13 protein-coding genes are annotated in these 15,937 nt (G+C 64.7%); 8 read left to right on the top strand and 5 right to left on the bottom strand.

All coding sequences use genetic code 11. The features are described 5' to 3' along the window. Window positions 1-80: 80 nt before the first annotated feature. The 4 genes from K8I61_07585 to K8I61_07570 form a co-directional block, all read right to left on the bottom strand. Window positions 81-2,963, bottom strand: coding sequence for a response regulator (locus K8I61_07585; GenBank protein ID MBZ0271884.1), 2,883 nt, complete (start codon window positions 2,961-2,963; stop codon window positions 81-83). Further along, window positions 2,960-3,355 (bottom strand): response regulator, encoded by a 396-nt coding sequence (locus tag K8I61_07580; GenBank protein MBZ0271883.1) that lies wholly within the window; start codon window positions 3,353-3,355, stop codon window positions 2,960-2,962. Before K8I61_07580 ends, K8I61_07585 begins: the two co-directional genes overlap by 4 nt. Continuing rightward, window positions 3,345-5,234, bottom strand: a complete 1,890-nt coding sequence (locus K8I61_07575) for a PAS domain S-box protein (GenBank protein MBZ0271882.1) — start codon at window positions 5,232-5,234, stop codon at window positions 3,345-3,347. The genes K8I61_07580 and K8I61_07575 overlap by 11 nt, the downstream gene beginning before the upstream one ends. A gap of 262 nt (window positions 5,235-5,496) precedes the next feature. Beyond that, on the bottom strand, window positions 5,497-7,635 hold the full coding sequence (locus K8I61_07570; protein MBZ0271881.1) for a hypothetical protein: 2,139 nt from the start codon (window positions 7,633-7,635) through the stop codon (window positions 5,497-5,499). A gap of 451 nt (window positions 7,636-8,086) precedes the next feature. On the opposite strand from K8I61_07570, the gene K8I61_07565 reads away from it, so the two are divergent. The 8 genes from K8I61_07565 (at window position 8,087) to K8I61_07530 (ending at window position 15,508) form a co-directional block, all read left to right on the top strand. After that, a complete protein-coding gene (locus K8I61_07565) occupies window positions 8,087-9,364 on the top strand; it encodes a hypothetical protein (protein ID MBZ0271880.1) in 1,278 nt (425 codons plus the stop codon). After that, on the top strand, window positions 9,361-10,410 hold the full coding sequence (locus K8I61_07560; protein MBZ0271879.1) for a cytochrome c3 family protein: 1,050 nt from the start codon (window positions 9,361-9,363) through the stop codon (window positions 10,408-10,410). Before K8I61_07565 ends, K8I61_07560 begins: the two co-directional genes overlap by 4 nt. 10 nt (window positions 10,411-10,420) lie before the next feature. Next, window positions 10,421-11,476 carry a hypothetical protein gene (locus tag K8I61_07555; GenBank protein MBZ0271878.1) on the top strand — a complete coding sequence of 352 codons (1,056 nt, stop codon included), beginning with the start codon at window positions 10,421-10,423 and terminating at the stop codon, window positions 11,474-11,476. 75 nt (window positions 11,477-11,551) lie between these two features. After that, the gene (locus K8I61_07550; protein MBZ0271877.1) at window positions 11,552-11,944 is read left to right on the top strand and encodes a cytochrome c family protein; all 393 of its coding nucleotides are present in this window, start codon (window positions 11,552-11,554) and stop codon (window positions 11,942-11,944) included. A 191-nt stretch (window positions 11,945-12,135) separates the two neighbouring features. Next, the gene (locus K8I61_07545) at window positions 12,136-12,810 is read left to right on the top strand and encodes a metalloregulator ArsR/SmtB family transcription factor (protein ID MBZ0271876.1); all 675 of its coding nucleotides are present in this window, start codon (window positions 12,136-12,138) and stop codon (window positions 12,808-12,810) included. After that, window positions 12,807-13,160 carry a DsrE family protein gene (locus K8I61_07540; GenBank protein ID MBZ0271875.1) on the top strand — a complete coding sequence of 118 codons (354 nt, stop codon included), beginning with the start codon at window positions 12,807-12,809 and terminating at the stop codon, window positions 13,158-13,160. The genes K8I61_07545 and K8I61_07540 overlap by 4 nt, the downstream gene beginning before the upstream one ends. Before the next feature lie 35 nt (window positions 13,161-13,195). Next, entirely contained in the window at window positions 13,196-14,347 is a 1,152-nt protein-coding gene (locus K8I61_07535; protein ID MBZ0271874.1) for an NAD(P)/FAD-dependent oxidoreductase, read from the top strand. A gap of 12 nt (window positions 14,348-14,359) precedes the next feature. Beyond that, window positions 14,360-15,508 carry a cysteine desulfurase gene (locus tag K8I61_07530; protein MBZ0271873.1) on the top strand — a complete coding sequence of 383 codons (1,149 nt, stop codon included), beginning with the start codon at window positions 14,360-14,362 and terminating at the stop codon, window positions 15,506-15,508. A gap of 67 nt (window positions 15,509-15,575) precedes the next feature. On the opposite strand, the gene K8I61_07525 is transcribed toward K8I61_07530, so the two are convergent. Next, window positions 15,576-15,917 carry a DUF190 domain-containing protein gene (locus K8I61_07525; protein MBZ0271872.1) on the bottom strand — a complete coding sequence of 114 codons (342 nt, stop codon included), beginning with the start codon at window positions 15,915-15,917 and terminating at the stop codon, window positions 15,576-15,578. Window positions 15,918-15,937 lie beyond the last annotated feature (20 nt).

Raw genomic sequence — 15,937 nt, 5'->3', positions numbered from 1 at the left:
GCCCGCCCGAACGCCCGCACAACCCGAAAGTCCGCAAACCGTCGTTTTCCGCACGAATGATCTTCAAACGCCGCCGCGGGTCAGCGCAGGCGTTCGTTGACGATTTCGCGAAGCACCTGCGGGCGGAAAGGCTTGTCGAGGCGCGCGTTCGGCACGGTTTCGAGAAACTTTCGCGCCTTTGCCGTGTAGGCGCCGCCGGTGATGAAAACCATGCGGTCGGCCTGCTCGGGCGCCTGCCGGCGCAACTCGGCGTGAAAATCCATGCCGCTCATTCGCGGCATCATCATGTCGCAAACGATGACATCGAATCGCTCGCCCGCGGCGATTCGTTTCATGGCTTCAGCGGCGTCCGTCAGCGAAACAACCTCGTGCTCCGCCGTCAACACGCGAGCCATGATCGTCGTCACCATCGGGTCGTCGTCGACCACCAGAATCCGCCCCCGGCGCGGCGGCCCGTTCGGCGCGGGCGATGCGGGCGCGTCCCGGGCGGCGGTTTCGTCGGCCGCGGGCAGCGTGACGCGAAAGGTCGTTCCGCGTCCCGGCGCGGACTCGAACGTGATCTCGCCGCCAAGCGCGGTCACGATGCGATGGCAAATCGCCAGGCCCAATCCCGTGCCCACGCCCGCCGGCTTTGTTGTGAAGAACGGCGTGAACAATTGCGCCGCGTGATGTGGCGCGATGCCGGCGCCCGTGTCGGAAACCTCAAGCACGATGCGTTTCCGGCCGTCGCTTGCCCGGGTTCGAACGCGGATTTCATTTTCCGCGGCGGCGCCCTCCGGGATGGCCTGCGCCGCGTTGAGGATGAGATTCAAAATCACCTGCCCGACCTGCGATTCGTTCGCCTGCACGCGCGGCACGTCGCCATATTCCGTCACGACACGCGCCCGGTGACGGATTTCGTTTTGCGCGATCCTGAGCGAGGAATCGACGACGCGATGGATGTCGAAGATGTCGCGCGTGACGTCCTGCACGCGCGAGAACATCCGGATGTCGTCAACGATACGCGCGACGCGTTCCGAGGCGCCGAGCGCGTCCCGAATTTCGGACGCGATCTCCGTCAGATCCGCATTGTTCGGAACAAGCGCGCTCACGCGCGCAAGCCGGCTTGCCGCCAGATCCAGGTTTCCCGTCACCGCGGACAGGGGATTGTTGATCTCGTGCGCGACGCCCGCGGCCAGCGTGCCGAGCGACGCCATGCGATCGGCCACCATGAGCTGGGCCTGTGCGTGCACGCGTTCGGTCACGTCGCGGCCGACGACGAGCATCATCGGCGCGCCTTCGAACTCGAGCTCGGACCGCGAAAATTCCTTGAGCACGACCGAACCGTCGTGGCGGCGAATGGGAATCGGGATCGACGGTGCCGGCCCGCGCAGGATGCTTTCCGCGATCGTCGCCGGATCCCCCGCGTTCGGGTCGATGAACTTGGCAAGGGGACGCCCGACAAGGTCGTCCGGCTCGCAACCCAACAGCTCGGCCGCTCGCCGGTTCGCCTCGCGAATCGTTCCGTCGGGCGAGAGGATCGCCACGAAATCGTGCGCGTTCGTCATGACGGTGCGGTATTTCCGCTCCGATTCGGCCAGCCGCTGAAACGAATGGGCCAGCTCCAGTGAAAGCGCGAGCTGGTTTCCCATCGCGCGCGCGAATGCGACGGTATCTTCATTGGAGACGTCGGTCGTGATCGCGCCGAGAAGGATGATGCCGACGCAACGGCTCTCGGAAACCAGTGGCACGAGTTGGATTGAATCGACCCCCGCCGCCTTCAGAATCGCGGCGTTCCGCTCGTCCTCGTCCTTGAGCGACAGGGACAACGTCGCACGCCGGTCGAAAACGACGGCCAGGAGATCCGGCCGCGCGACGATACGATCGAGCCCGTCGAGTTCCCTTTCCGAAAATCCTATTCCCAGGCGAAGCTTCACAGGGCCGTCGTCCTCACGAAAAAACAGCGCCCCCTTGGAGATCCCCGCGGCGTCGAGCGTGGCCGCGAGCACATCCCGCAACGCGAGGTCCGTGTTGAGGTTGCTCGTCAGCGCGTCCGTGATGCCGGAAAGAAGCGCGATCTGTGCCGCCTGCAACGTGCAGCGGCGCGCCAGTCCCGACAGGGTTTCCAGGCGGCGCTCGAGATGGGCGATCACCGTCTGGGCGTGATCGAGCTTAAGCCTGTCGTCGCCCTCGTCCGCGGGGACGGCCGCGCTTGCGCCCGCCGCGAGCGCCTCGCGGATCGCGCGGGTGGCGATGTCGAGATCCGGCGTCCGCGCCGCCAGCATCGTCGCGCCGACGCGGCGCGCCAGCTCGCGGTCGGACTCCGACTCGTACCACGCCGACAACAGCACGACGGGAATGCCCTTGAGAACCTCGTCGCGCCGGATCGCCAGGCAAAACTGGAATCCGTCCATGTTCGGCATGAACACGTCGCTCACGATGATGTCCGGCGGCTTCTCGCGCGCGGCGCGCAAGGCGGTGGCCGCGCTGTTGGCGACAACCACCTCGAATCCCAGGTCCGCGAACTGAAGGCGCGTCACCTTGAGCTGAATCGGGTCGTCGTCGACAAGGAGCATCCGGCGATTTTTTCCGAAGGCCGGCGCCGTTCGTTCGCGCGTCGGCACCCGCTCCTGCAAGACCGCAAGCAGGCGGTCGGGTTCGATCGGTTTCAGCAGCAGCGCCGCGAATCCGAACGCGTTGGCCCGCGTTTCCCCCATGCGGCCGACGAAACCGGACAACGCAAAAATCGGAAGATCCGGACCCCAGGGCAAGGCCCGAATCCGCTGCGCCAGTTCAAAGCCGTCCATGTCCGGCAAGATCAGGTCCTGCAGCACGGCGTCCGGCCGCGAATGGCCGATCGCGTCGAGCGCCGCCTTGGCCGTAGCCGTTTCGAAAACGGAATACCCGCCGGACTCGAGCGTGACGCGGAGCATCTTGCGCGTTTGCGGATTGTCCTCGACGACGACGATGACCGGCTTTTTCATGCGGGCGCTCCCGCGCCGCCGTGAGCGCGCAGATGGCGCTCCACCATGCGCGGCAACTCGTCCGTATCGATCGGCTTGGGCACGTAATCGTCGCACCCGGCCGCGAGCGCCTTGCGTTGATCGCCTTTCATCGCGTAGGCCGTCACCGCGATGACAACAACATCGTGCCAGGAAGGATCCGCCTTCAACCGCCGCGTCAGGGCGAGGCCGTCCATGCCGGGAAGCTGGATGTCCATCAGGATGAGGCGCGGGGAAAACGTCTGTAGGACGCGCAAGGCCTCCTCCGCGTCGCCGGCGGTCCGCACGTCGTACCCCTCGAGTTTCAGCAGCACGCTCGCCAGCTTGAGGTTCTGCGGATTGTCTTCGACGATGAGAATCGCTTCACCGGGCATCATCCGAATCCTCCGGTGGCGGGATGTAGGTGGCGATGCCGGTCGCGTCCCGGGGCAGAATGGCCGAAAAGGTGCTCCCTTCGCCGAGCTTGCTTCGCAATTCCACGCGGCCGCCGTGCGCCTCGACGATCTGCTTGGTCAGCGCCAGCCCCAGTCCCGACCCCGAATATCGCTTGCCGGAGCTGGCGTCGAGTTGGTGAAACGCCACGAACAGCCGCCGGAAATCCGTTTCGGCGATGCCGATGCCGGTGTCTTCGACGTCGATGCGAAACAGATCCGGCCCTTGGGCCGCGACGCGGATCGACACGCGTCCGTTATCCGGCGTGAATTTGATGGCGTTCGACACGTAGTTGTAGAGCACCTGCTTGACGCGGCCCGGATCGATGATCGCGCTTGGCACGTCGACCTGCGTCTCGAGCTTGAGCCGCTTGGCGGCGGCGAGCCCGCGCACCACGTCGCGCACCTCGGCGACCAGGCGCTCCAGATTCACAGGTACCGGTTGAAACTCCATCTTGCCGGATTCGACCTTCGCCAGGTCCAGTACGTCGTTGATGAGATTCAGCAGGTGCGTTGAACTCGTCAGGATGTCGCCGACGTACTCCTTGTGCGTGTCCGACATCGGGCCGACCTTGCCTTTGTGCAAAAGCTGCGCGAAACCGATGATCGCGTTCAGCGGCGTACGCAGCTCATGTGACATATTCGCGAGAAATTCGCCCTTGAGCCGGTTCGCCTCCTGCGTTCGTTCCTCGAGCCGCTTGCGTTCGGTGATGTCGCGGATCGCCGCGGAAACGAGCGTGCCTTCCTCGGTGTGCAACGGCGAAAGGCTGATCTCGACCGGAAATTCCGACCCGTCCTTGCGCAGGCCGAATAGCTCGAAACCCGATCCCATCGGGCGCACGCGCGGCTCCATGAAGTATCCCGCGCGGTGTTCCGGGTGCGAGCGCCGAAAGCGTTCGGGCATGAGATTTTCGACCCGCCGGCCAATGAGATCCTCGCGTTCGTACCCGAAGAGTTTTTCCGTCTGCGCGTTGATCAGAAGGATCTCGCCGCGATTGTTCACGATCACCATCGCGTCGGGCGCGGATTCGAGAAGGTCGCGGAACTTCGTTTCCGCGCGTTTCCGCTGCGTGACATCGCGAATGGCCGCCATGACCAGAATTCCCGATGACGTTTGCGTCGGCGCGAGACTGATCTCCGCGGGAAATTCCGAGCCATCCTTGCGTATCGCGAACAAGTCCAGCCCCGCACCCATCGGGCGGGTGCGCGGGTCCGAGAAATACCGGCCGCGGTGTTCCGGGTGCAGGGCGCGATATCGCGGAGGCACCAGAACCTCCACCGGCTGCCCGATCAGCTCCGCGCGTTCGTATCCGAACAGGTGCTCCGTCTGCGAATTGATGAAGCGGATCAGCCCGTTGGCGCCGACCATGACCATCGCGTCGGGCGCCGCGTCGAGCAGCCCGCGAAATTTCGCCTCGTAGAGCATTTCATCCACGAGGCGGCGCTGCTCGGAAATATCGCGATCGACGACGACAATGAACGACGCGGTGCTATCCGAGTCGATGCGGCGAAGGGTGGACTTGACCTCCTCGAGCTTGCCGTCGCGGCGCCGCCGAAACGTATCTACGTGCGCCGCCCCATTTTCGATGGCTTCCGCCAGCGATTGCGCCATCGCCTCGCGTTGCGCTTCGGGGACGAGGATGTCCTCGAATCGGCCGCCGACGACCTCATCCGCCGGATAGCCGTACACGCGCTCGGCCGCGGGGGTCCACCAGGAGATCCGTCCGTCGAGGGAAACGGTCAAAAGCGCATCCGCGGATTCGTCAATGAGAACCTCCGCGAGCGCTGCCCTGACGCGATCGTTGGATTCGCCGGACGTCATATTTTTTCTCGCCACCGCGTCGCGGGTGCATCACCGCGCCGAAGCTTTAGAAATCGTCGCCTTCCCAATCCTATACACGCATGAGCGTGGAAAATGAATTCGAAAATTTCCGTCGTGAGATAAATTACAATGCCCAAATACGCGGTATCGCATGGTTTTTGGCGATCGTCTCGTCACGCCATTAACGAAAAATAACTTGAAAACGGGGAGGGGCGCCGGCCCCGTCCCCGTTGCTCGATCCGGCGTCGCTTGACGGTGGGGGTCACGGGACCGTCTGCACGGTGTCCGATCCCTGGAACGCGAATCCGTTTGTCGTCTCTCCCTTCAGGACGCCCTCGGTATCTCCCGCGACGAACGCGGCATCCTCGACGGAAAATTTGCAGACCAGGTCGGCGAGGCCATCGCCGTTCGCGTCCTTCACTTTGCATTTCGCGTCGCCGTTGCCTTCGTGGACAAGCGAATCCTCGTCGCCCATATGTCCGAACGTCAGCGATTCGGCGTCGGTGCGCGCAGGCGCGTCGTAAGATTCGGTCGAAAGCAGCGCGACGTCGATCGTGCCGTTGCTTGTGGGATTGATTTTGTTTTGCGCGTTGCCGGGCTTGATATCCACCGGCAACGGCAGCACGAACGACGGCCCGCCCGGCTCGAAGATCTCGCCATTGACCGCCAGGTCGTGATCGCCCCGGAAGCCGTCCACGAAACGCAGCGTCAGGTGATCGGGAAACGTCAGGAAGACGCCGGTCGCGCCGTCGAAGTTGAAATCGTACCAGTGATCGAACGGATCAAACGGCGTCGGACCGTATTTGAACCAAGCGTCCACCATGACGCCCGCCGGCATCCATACGTTCACCAGGGCGGGCGAGACGCCGACGATGGTGAAGGTGAAAAATCCCACCGGAAATTCGGCGCCCGGCGGCATGTCGCCGGGGGAGGGATTCGGCATCGTATCGACATCTTCGAGAAGGGCGCCTTCGGGCGCCTCGATGGTTACGGTTTCGCCGGTCACGTCGTTGGGAATCGAAGCCACGTGCGGCTGCCACTTGTCGGGAATGCCGTCGCCGTTGCCGTCGCCGTCGTTGGGCGCCTGATCCTCCAGAAACCCGTTCACACCGTCGCCGTCGTCCGGCGGCGGGTATTCGAATGAGCCGATGTCGCAGCGCGGGATGCCGTTCACATCGCCGTCCAGCGGACGGGGAACGCCGCGCTGGTCGGTTGCGTTGCAAGCAAAAATGTCCGGCGGCACGGCGGTCGTACCCGCGTCGATGGCCGGGCTGCCCGCCAGCAGATTGTGCGTGCGCGTCGGGCCGCCGTTTGAGCCGAGCGAACCGATCATCGGGTCGATCGGGTCGTTGTCGTCGCCGATCATCGCGAAGATGCCGCCAAGGACGTTGCAGCCGTCGCCGCTTCCGAGAATCGTCGCGAAATCGGCCGTGAAATCGCCGACGCAGTCATGCCCGCCGGGGCCGAAAGTGTTGGTCGCGTTGGTCGCGACGATGGTATTCCAGGCTTGCACCGTCCCGTCCAGATTACGGACGCCGCCGCCCAGGTCCTGGTCGGCCGTATTGTTGGCGATCGTCGAACTCGCGAGGTGCGTCACACCGCTTTGCAGGATGCCGCCGCCGGAGAACTCGGCGAAGTTGCCGCTGACGGTGCTGTCCTCGAGCCGTAACACGCCGTCGATGCTGCGGATGCCGCCGCCCTGGTTCGCGGTATTGCCCGCGATCGTCGTGCGGTAGAGCTTCAGCACGCTGCTGCCCACGTTGTCGATGCCGCCGCCGCGCGCCGCCGTGGTGTTGTCGCGTACCTCGCAGTCGTGCATCTCGAGCCGCGCGTCGTTCGTGTTGATGATGCCGCCGCCCTGGCTGAACGCGAAGCTGTCGCGCACGATCACGCGGTACATCTGTACGAAGCCGCCGTCGTTCGCCAGACCCCCGCCGTGGCTCTGATCCCCGTTCTGGATCGTCACGTCGAGGATGTTGACAATGAAGTCCTCGTCGGCCGGGTCCTTGATCTGGATTGCGCGGCTTGCACCCTGCGGATCGATCACCGTCAGGCTCGCGCCGGCGCCTTTGAGGTCGAGCGGGACGAGGATGTCGAGGTCGCCGTTCGCATCCGTCTCGCCGCTGGGCGCGATCGAAAGGTTGTAGGTGCCCGCCGGCACGTTGATCGTGTTGGAACTGTGGTCGAGCGCGTTCGCCTCCATGATCGCCGCGCGCAGGCTGCATACGTTGACCGCCGTCGCGCACACGCCGTCGCCGGGATTGGCGTCCACCGCGTCGAGCACCGAGTCCACATTGAAAGTCGCGCCCAGGGCGCCGGCGGCCGTTCCGAACACCGCGGCCGCGACGGCAAGCCCGATGAAAAGGACGCGTTCCGGGCGGCTGCTACCTCGAATCGCCATGATATTCCCCCTTCTTTATGTCGCGATTTGTCGGAAGGCCGGTGCGTCGCCCGCCCGCGCCTTGCTTACTTCCATACTCCAGTCCGCCGGGTCTGGCGCCGGCATCTGGAGGAATTGTTAGAGGTTGGCCGTTTTTTTGCCGCTCCGAATCTGGACGAAGGGCCGCGCCGCGCCCAGGGGGCTCCGTAGCCCGGGGAATCGCGAAAATGGTCGACTCGACCGGCGGCCTTGCCGCGGGAATTTGATTAGAACCGCGACCGTCAGGAAGCGGGTATGACCAGGCGCGCCGGTACGAGTTTGAGAACGGAAAAGCAGCGAACCGACACCGGACGGGGCGGTCCCGGCCCGGGCGGTGGCCCAAAAAGCTCCGAAATCGTTGAATTTTGCGATTCTTAGCGGTGGCATCGCGCTTGCTCATTCCCTTGAACGGGACGAGTACGAGGAGTGTGCGATGCAGCGATTCCAGGCGAAAAAACGGCGGATACGGCAGGCTCTGGTCTCGTTCGCCGTCCTTGTCGCCCTGGGTGCCCTGTGTCCCGCGCCGGCGGATGCGGTCGAGTATTACGGCTCCTCCCGGACAATCCCCTACGCCTTCCAGTCGTATTACGACGGCGACGGCGACCGCCACATCGCCCTATACGAATTCGCGGACATTCACGCCCAGAGTATCGGGTCAACCGGCCTGACGATGCATTTCGGCGGCTGGGCGCGCGGAGACTTGGCCGAGCCCGAAAATCCGGATCAAGAAGGTCCCGGCGACGCCGATCTGACCTATTTTTACGTTCGCTGGGACGCCTTCGAAGATCTGCTGACCGTGTACGCGGGCCGGCACTTCGTGGTCGCCGGCGTCACGGCGGAGAACATCGACGGCATCGACCTCGTTTGCCGCCCATTCGGCGGATTCGCGCTCCGCGCCTTCGGCGGTATCCCCGTTTTCTCGAAGATCGGCCTGCGCGACGAAGATTACGGCTACGGCGGACGCGCCTCGTATGCGTGGCGGAACTACCTTGAGATCGGTGCGTCCTACCATGCGTTCTACGAGGAAGGCGAGGCGGACCGGGACGCCCTCGGCGCGGACCTCTACATCGCGCCGGATCCGCACGTCGACCTGATCGGACACGCGTCGTATGACCTCATCTTCGAAGAGCTTTACGACGCCACGGGCAACCTGAACGTCTACCCCCTGACCGATCTTCGGCTCTCGGGGTTTTATCGATACATCGTCCCGACCGCGTTTCTGGGCCGGACGAGCTACTTCACCGTCTTCTCCGCCGAAACCATCAACGAAATCGACGGAGAACTATCCTACCTGCTCGCACGGCGCGTGCGCGTCATCGGGTCCGTCGGCCAATATGTGTACGACGAAGCCGATGATGCGACTCGCGCCGGCGGGGGGGTCGAGATTCTCTGGGGCGAGACCCGTGACAACGTTTTCGGCCTGCGCGGCGCCCGGCTGGATCGCGACGACAACGGATACGACGAGGCCCGCGCCTACGTATACCAAAAGTTCCTGACCGACTGGCACGTCGCGGCCAACGCCACGGCCGCGTTCCTGGACCGGTCGATCTACGAAGTCGACACGGCGTTTGACGGCGATCTGTCGCTTGGCTGGCGCTTCTGGTCCCATTGGGACGTCCAGGCCACGAGCATCTTCCGGTCCGGCCCGTATTACGACGCCGAGTACCAGGGCCTGCTTCGCCTTGGCTTCAACATGGAGCGGCCGATATGAACGCTCTCACCAAAGAGCGCGCCCGGTCGCGCGCCCGAAGAGACCGCCGCTTCCTGTTCATCGCGTTCGTGGTGATCCTGATCCTGCAACTCGCGCTGACCGCGAAAACTGGTGAATCCGCTGACAAGGGCGTCGCGCCCGAAAAGGTGCACGGGATCCATCTCGTCCCCGACTTCGGCATGGAATGCGCGAACTGCCACACCGGCATCGCCGCGGACAGCGGCGTAATGACAAAGCCCGTCAGCACGGCCGTCTGCGCCGAATGCCACGACGACGCCAAAAGCGTGGGATTCGTCGAACGAAAAAGCGAACGGCGCGACATCCTCTTTTCGCACGCGGCACATATGGAGGTCGATCTCGAATGCTCGGCCTGCCACGCGGGCGAAACGCCGACGGCGATCAAGATGCCGAATCACGCCTCCTGCAAGGACTGCCACGCCGAAGACCTCGACAAAATGCTGTGCCGTAAGTGCCACATCGGCATGGAGCCGATGGGCCTGAAAAAACTCGCGTCCTTCGAGCACGCGAACGACTTCCTCTCGCGGCATCCCGAATACGCGCGCAAGTCCGCCGTATCGTGCGCGCAATGCCACACCGAGTCGTATTGCCTGGACTGTCACAGCAAGAAGGAAGATTTGAAACCGTCGCTGAAATACCCGGAGAAGGTCCGCGCGGGCCTCATCCACCGGGGCGACTGGCAGACGACGCATCGCTTCGAGGCCAAGGTCGACGCAAGCGACTGCATGAAGTGCCACGGCATCAGCGAGTGCAATAGCTGCCACGCGCAAAGCGGCGTCGGCGCTCGCGGCGACAAAACACACTACAAGCACCCCGCCGGGTGGATGAGCGAGGGCTCGCCGAACTTCCACGGGAAAAAGGCGCGTACCGAAATCGTGAACTGCGCAAGCTGCCACGATCGCGGCGGCCCGGGCGACTGCCGCACCTGCCATCGCGAGTCGCTCGGCCTCAATCCGCACCCCAAAAACTGGGATCCGGGGCGCATGGATCGCTCGGATCGCATGTGCGCCGAATGTCACGGGCGATAGGGGGCTTGCGATGAAACGCAACACGCAAAAACGCACGAAACGCCGGCCCCGCCGGGCAAGCCTCCTGTTCCTCCTGTTCGCGGCGGTCGCGTTCGCGGCCGAATGGGGTTGCGCGTCGCCGAACGCCGACGCGCCCACGGACATGGCCGACGATCACGCGATCTCGGGCGACGCCTATCCGCACCCCGCCGGCTGGAGCAACCCGAAGGTCCACGGCCTGGCCGCGATCGAGACCGGGACCGAGGACTGCGCCGAGTGTCATGGGCACGACTGGGAAGGCGGTTGGTCGCAGGTGTCGTGTTTTGTCTGCCACAAGACCTACCCGCACGCCGACGCGTGGGAGGAGATCGAAAACCACGGCCTCACCGCGCTTCCGACCGGGGGCGAAACGTGCGCCACGGCCTGCCACGGCGAGGACTACGAAGGTGGCGACTCGGGCGTCTCGTGTTATACGTGCCACGATCTCTATCCGCACGAAACCGGCTGGGCCGCGCCCGACGCGCACGGCGTGTACGACGCGAACAACGGCCGCGACGAAAACTGCGCCACGGCCTGCCACGGCGAACAGCTTGGCGGCGGGATGGCGGACGTTTCGTGCACGCAGTGCCACGCGCTCTACCCGCACGCGGATGACTGGTCGGAAAAGGACGAACACGGCCGTCACGTCCTCGACGAAGGAAAGGGCGGCTGCGCGACGAACTGTCACGGCGAGGATCTGAACGGCGGCGGCAGCGACGTGTCGTGCCAACAGTGCCACACGACCTACCCGCATCCGGGCGGCTATGCGAATCCGACCGAGCACGGCGCGGATGTCATCGAGGCGGGCGGGCCGGCCTCCTGCGCGGCTTGCCACGGGCAGGACTTCGCGGGCGAAAACACAAACGTCTCTTGCTTCACATGCCACGATTTGTATCCTCACGATACAAACTGGACGAACGACGGGCATGGCGACCGGGTTCTCGCAAACGGCGACGACTCCTGCGCCACGCGTTGTCACGGCGAACAACTGCGAGGCGGTGATACCGGCGTCGCCTGCAATGATTGTCACGCCTACCCGGGACTTTGACGGAACGCGGCGCCAGGGCGGCCGCCGCGAGCCGCGAAACATGGAACCTCAACCCGCCCGGAAGGAAGGTGTTCAGTGAAAAAGTTTGTGACGCTCTTCATTGTGTCCGTCGCGGCGCTGGCGCTCGTCAGCATCGTGATCGCGGCTTCCGACACACCGCCGGACAAGCCGGTGAAGATTACGATCGACGGCCAGGCGACCAAGCCGCCGGTGACGTTCGATCACCCGAAGCACCTGGAGTACGCGAAGAAGGATTGCCAGGCCTGCCACCATGCCGACGCCAAGGGCACGGGCACGAAGTGCTCCGAGTGCCACACGAAAGACGGCAAGGAAAACGCCTGGCAGGGCAAAAAAGCCATGCCGGCGAAAAAGGCCTTCCATGATGGTTGCGTGAAATGCCACAAGGAACAGGGAAAGGGCCCCGTCTTCCCGAAACCGGCCGACTGCACGAAGTGCCACAATAGCTGACCGAAACGCCCGGAAAAAAATAGACGGCCCGCGCCTGATCGCGCGGGCTGTTTTTTTTGACCGTCTCCCACATGGCGATCGCAACCGCTCTTGCGGCCTCCTTCTCACCACGTTAGCGGTCCAGGCCGCTTGACAAGGCAACGTCGCTCCGCTAAATAATCAAATGTTCGTTTGATTATACGAGGAATGACATGCCGACGGCCCGCGAATTCAAGAATACGGTTTTCGACCAGCTCGCGCGCCTCGGAAAGGCGATCGCGAGCGGTCCACGCCTGGAATTGCTCGATCTGCTTTGCCAGGGGCCGCGTTCGGTGGAAGACCTCTCCCGGCACGCCGGTCAATCGGTAGCCAATACCTCCCACCACCTTCAGGTGTTGCGGCGGGCGCGGCTCGTCGAGACCGAAAAGCAGGGCGTACACGTCACCTACCGGCTCGCCGGCGACGAGGTGGGCGAATTTTTCCGCGCTTTTCGCGAACTCGCGGACGCGAGGCTCCTCGAAATCCGCGATGTCACCCGGCAATTCCTGGAAGATCGCGGGGTGATGGAACCCGTCGATCGCCGCGCGCTGATCGAGCGCGTGCGGCGCGGCGAGGTTTCCGTACTCGACGTTCGCCCCGCGGAAGAATACCGGGCCGGCCACATCCCGGGCGCGCTATCGATTCCCGTCGGGGAACTTACGCGGCGCCTTGCCGAATTGCCGCGCGACCGCGAGATCGTCGCGTATTGCCGCGGCCCCTATTGCGTCCTTTCCGTCGAGGCCGTCGCGCTGTTGCGGGCGAGCGGATATCGCGCGTTGCGCATGGAAGACGGCGTTCTTGACTGGCAATCCCTTGGATTCCCCGTAAGCCGGGAGGTGAACGAATGACGGCGACACTGATCATCCTGAACGATCCCCCGTACGGAACCGAACGCAGCTACAACGGCCTGAGACTCGCGGGTTCGCTTGCGCGGCGCGACGGCGAGTTGGTCCGCGTCTTTCTCATGGGCGACGCGGCCAGTTGCGCCAAATCCGGGCAGAAGGTGCCGGCGGGCTTCTATAACGTCGAACTGATGCTGAAGGCGGTCACGCGGCACGGCGGCCAGATCGGCGTCTGCGGGACGTGCATGGACGCGCGTGGCCTGACCGAAGGCGAGCTCGCGGACGGCGCAAGGCGAAGCACGCTCGATGAGCTGACCGATTGGACGCAGTCGGCCAATCGCGTGCTGGTGTTTTGAACGATCGCTTTGGTGGAGACATGGGAGGAGAAGCCATGAACCAGACCATCCTTGTGCTCGGAGGCGGCGTGGGCGGCGTCGTCACCGCGGTGGAACTTCGCAAAAAGCTGCCCGCCGGCCACCGCGTCGTTTTGGTCGAGCGCGAGGAGCGCCACGTCTTCGCTCCGTCGCTTCTCTGGCTGATGACGGGCGATCGGCGCGCCGAGCAGATTTCGCGCCCGATCGATCGCCTGAAAACGCGGGGCGTCGAGGTCGTGCGCGGCGATATCGCGTCCATTGAACCCGCGAACCGTCGCGTCTGGGTCGGCGAAAGCACGTTAGACGCGGACCACATCGTTATCGCTCTCGGCGCCGACTTCGCGCCCGAATTGATTCCTGGCCTTGCCGACGCCGGTCACAATTTCTGCACGCTGGCCGGCGCCGAGAGCCTTCGCAACGCGCTCCGGGATTTTCGCGCAGGGCGGCTTGTCGTGATGACCGCGGCGCCCGCGTACAAATGCCCGGCCGCGCCCTATGAGGCCGCCATGCTCCTCGAACACGACTGCCGGCGGCGCGGCGTGCGCGACAACGTATCGATTGACCTTTACACCGCGGAGCCCGGCCCGATGGGCGTCGCGGGTCCGGAGGTGTCCGCCCTGGTCCGCGGGATGGTCGAGTCGAAAGGCGTCTTCTATCACCCCGAGCATCAGGTCACGAGCGTGGACGCCGCCGCGCGGCGAATATCGTTCTCAAACGGCGCGACGGCGGAATTCGATCTGCTTGTCCATGTTCCGCCGATCCGCGCGCCGAAGGTCGTCCGCGACGCGGGGCTCGTGGCGGAAAACGGATGGATTCCGGTGGACCGCCACACGATGGAAACGCGATTCCCCCGCGTTTACGCGATCGGCGACGTGACCGGCATCCCGCTGATGCTCGGCAAACCGCTGCCCAAGGCCGGCGTTTTCGCGCACGCGCAGGCGTCGGTCGTGGCCCGCAACATTGCGCGGATCATCACGGGTGCCGGAAAGCCCGCCGCGTTTGAAGGGCACGGCGAATGTTTTATCGAGGTCGGAAACGGCCGTGCGGGTTTTGGCAAGGGCAACTTCTACGCCGAACCCGTGCCGGTCATAAAGATGCGCGCGCCCGGACGGCGGTGGCACTGGGGCAAGGTGGCGTTCGAAAAGGAATGGCTGCGGCGCTGGTTTTGACGGAGATCCAATATGAGTTCGGAATCCCCCATCTACCTGGATCACAACGCCACGACGCCGGTATTGCCGGCGGTCGTCGAGGCGATGCTCCCGCATCTTCGCGAGCACTTCGGCAATCCGTCGAGCGGCCACGTTTACGGCCAACGGGCGAAAGCGGCTGTCGAGCGGGCGCGCGAGCAGGTCGCGGCGCTTGTCGGCGCGGCGCCGGACGAAATCGTGTTCACCTCCGGCGGGACGGAGGCGAACAACCTTGCCATACGCGGCGCCGCGGCGGCGACGCCGGCAAGGCGCGTTGTCGTCACGTCAACGATCGAACATCCGGCGACGGAACGGCCTTGCCGTTTTCTCGAACGCCAGGGGTGGACGCTTATCCGCGCGGGCGTGGACGGCGACGGTTGCGTCCGGCTCGATGCGATCGAGGCCGCGCTGCGGAGCGGCGCCGCGCTTGTCTCGATCATGCACGCGAACAACGAAACGGGTGCGATCCAGCCGCTTCGCGAGATCAGCGCGATCGCGAAGGCACACGGCGCGCTCGTCCATTCCGATGCGGCGCAGTCCGCGGGCAAGATTCCCGTTCAGGTCGATGAGCTTGGCATCGATCTCCTGTCGATCGCGGGCCACAAGCTCTACGCGCCCAAAGGGATCGGAGCGCTCTACATCCGGCGCGGCACGCCGATCGAGGCGCTGCTGCTTGGCGCGTCGCACGAGCGCGGCCTGCGTCCGGGAACCGAAAACGTCGCGTCAATCGCGGGCCTCGGCGCCGCGTGCGAAATCGCGCGCGAGACGATGCTCGACGAGGCGGCGCGCGTGCGCGTTTTGCGCGATCGGTTGTGGACGCAATTGTGTGAAGGCGTGCCTGGTATTGTCCTGAATGGTCCTTCCGACGCGCGGCTTCCGAACACGCTCAGCGTTCGGTTTCCCGGCGTGCGGGCAAGCCAGGTTCTGGCGAGAGCACCCGAGATCGCGGCGTCAACCGGATCCGCCTGCCACGAGGGCGGCGAAACCGCATCCGCCGTCATCACCGCGATGGGCGTCGCCGCCGATGAGGCGCTCGGCACGGTGCGTCTTTCGCTTGGGCGCGGCACCACGGCCGGCGACATCGAACGCGCCGCGTCGGTCCTCGGGACCGCCTGGCGGCGTCTGTCCGAAAACGAAGTTTGATTGCGCGCGGCGCTGGACAAATCGCGCCGCCCGCGCGGGCGCTCGCTTGACGCGAATTGCAAGGGCGTCATTCGCCCGTTTGGCGCCTGTACGCGATGATGTGCACGTTTTCCACCATGATCATGCCTTCGGTCACCAGGTCGTCCACGACGGACAGGAACGCCTGAATGCGGTCGGGCCGATCGACAATCTCGACGATGACCGGGAGATCCTCCGAAAGCCGCAGCACGCGCGTGGTGTGGATGCGGCTGTGCGCGCCGTAGCCCGCAAGGCCCCGCAAGACGGTGGCGCCCGCGAGTCCGTGTTCCAGCGCCGCCGCGACAAGGAGCTCGTAAACGGGCTTGCCGTCCCGGCGATCGCCCTCGCCGACGAAGATTCGCAGAAGCTTGCCGTCGCCTTCGACTTTCATGGCGTCATCCTTTCCCTTGC

It is taken from the genome of bacterium (assembly GCA_019912885.1).
In the GTDB taxonomy this organism is placed as follows: Bacteria; Lernaellota; Lernaellaia; order JACKCT01; family JACKCT01; genus JAIOHV01.
This window is presented reverse-complemented; position numbering and strand designations above follow the sequence as displayed.

Bases quoted from the DNA above. Each gene is read 5' to 3' on its own strand.
- K8I61_07575 (MBZ0271882.1), bottom strand. From the start codon at position 5,234: ATGACGTCCGGCGAATCCAACGATCGCGTCAGGGCAGCGCTCGCGGAG.
- K8I61_07570 (MBZ0271881.1), bottom strand. From the start codon at position 7,635: ATGGCGATTCGAGGTAGCAGCCGCCCGGAACGCGTCCTTTTCATCGGG.
- K8I61_07530 (MBZ0271873.1), top strand. From the start codon at position 14,360: ATGAGTTCGGAATCCCCCATCTACCTGGATCACAACGCCACGACGCCG.
- K8I61_07560 (MBZ0271879.1), top strand. From the start codon at position 9,361: ATGAACGCTCTCACCAAAGAGCGCGCCCGGTCGCGCGCCCGAAGAGAC.
- K8I61_07565 (MBZ0271880.1), top strand. From the start codon at position 8,087: ATGCAGCGATTCCAGGCGAAAAAACGGCGGATACGGCAGGCTCTGGTC.
- K8I61_07585 (MBZ0271884.1), bottom strand. From the start codon at position 2,963: ATGAAAAAGCCGGTCATCGTCGTCGTCGAGGACAATCCGCAAACGCGC.
- K8I61_07535 (MBZ0271874.1), top strand. From the start codon at position 13,196: ATGAACCAGACCATCCTTGTGCTCGGAGGCGGCGTGGGCGGCGTCGTC.
- K8I61_07580 (MBZ0271883.1), bottom strand. From the start codon at position 3,355: ATGCCCGGTGAAGCGATTCTCATCGTCGAAGACAATCCGCAGAACCTC.
- K8I61_07555 (MBZ0271878.1), top strand. From the start codon at position 10,421: ATGAAACGCAACACGCAAAAACGCACGAAACGCCGGCCCCGCCGGGCA.
- K8I61_07525 (MBZ0271872.1), bottom strand. From the start codon at position 15,917: ATGAAAGTCGAAGGCGACGGCAAGCTTCTGCGAATCTTCGTCGGCGAG.
- K8I61_07545 (MBZ0271876.1), top strand. From the start codon at position 12,136: ATGCCGACGGCCCGCGAATTCAAGAATACGGTTTTCGACCAGCTCGCG.
- K8I61_07540 (MBZ0271875.1), top strand. From the start codon at position 12,807: ATGACGGCGACACTGATCATCCTGAACGATCCCCCGTACGGAACCGAA.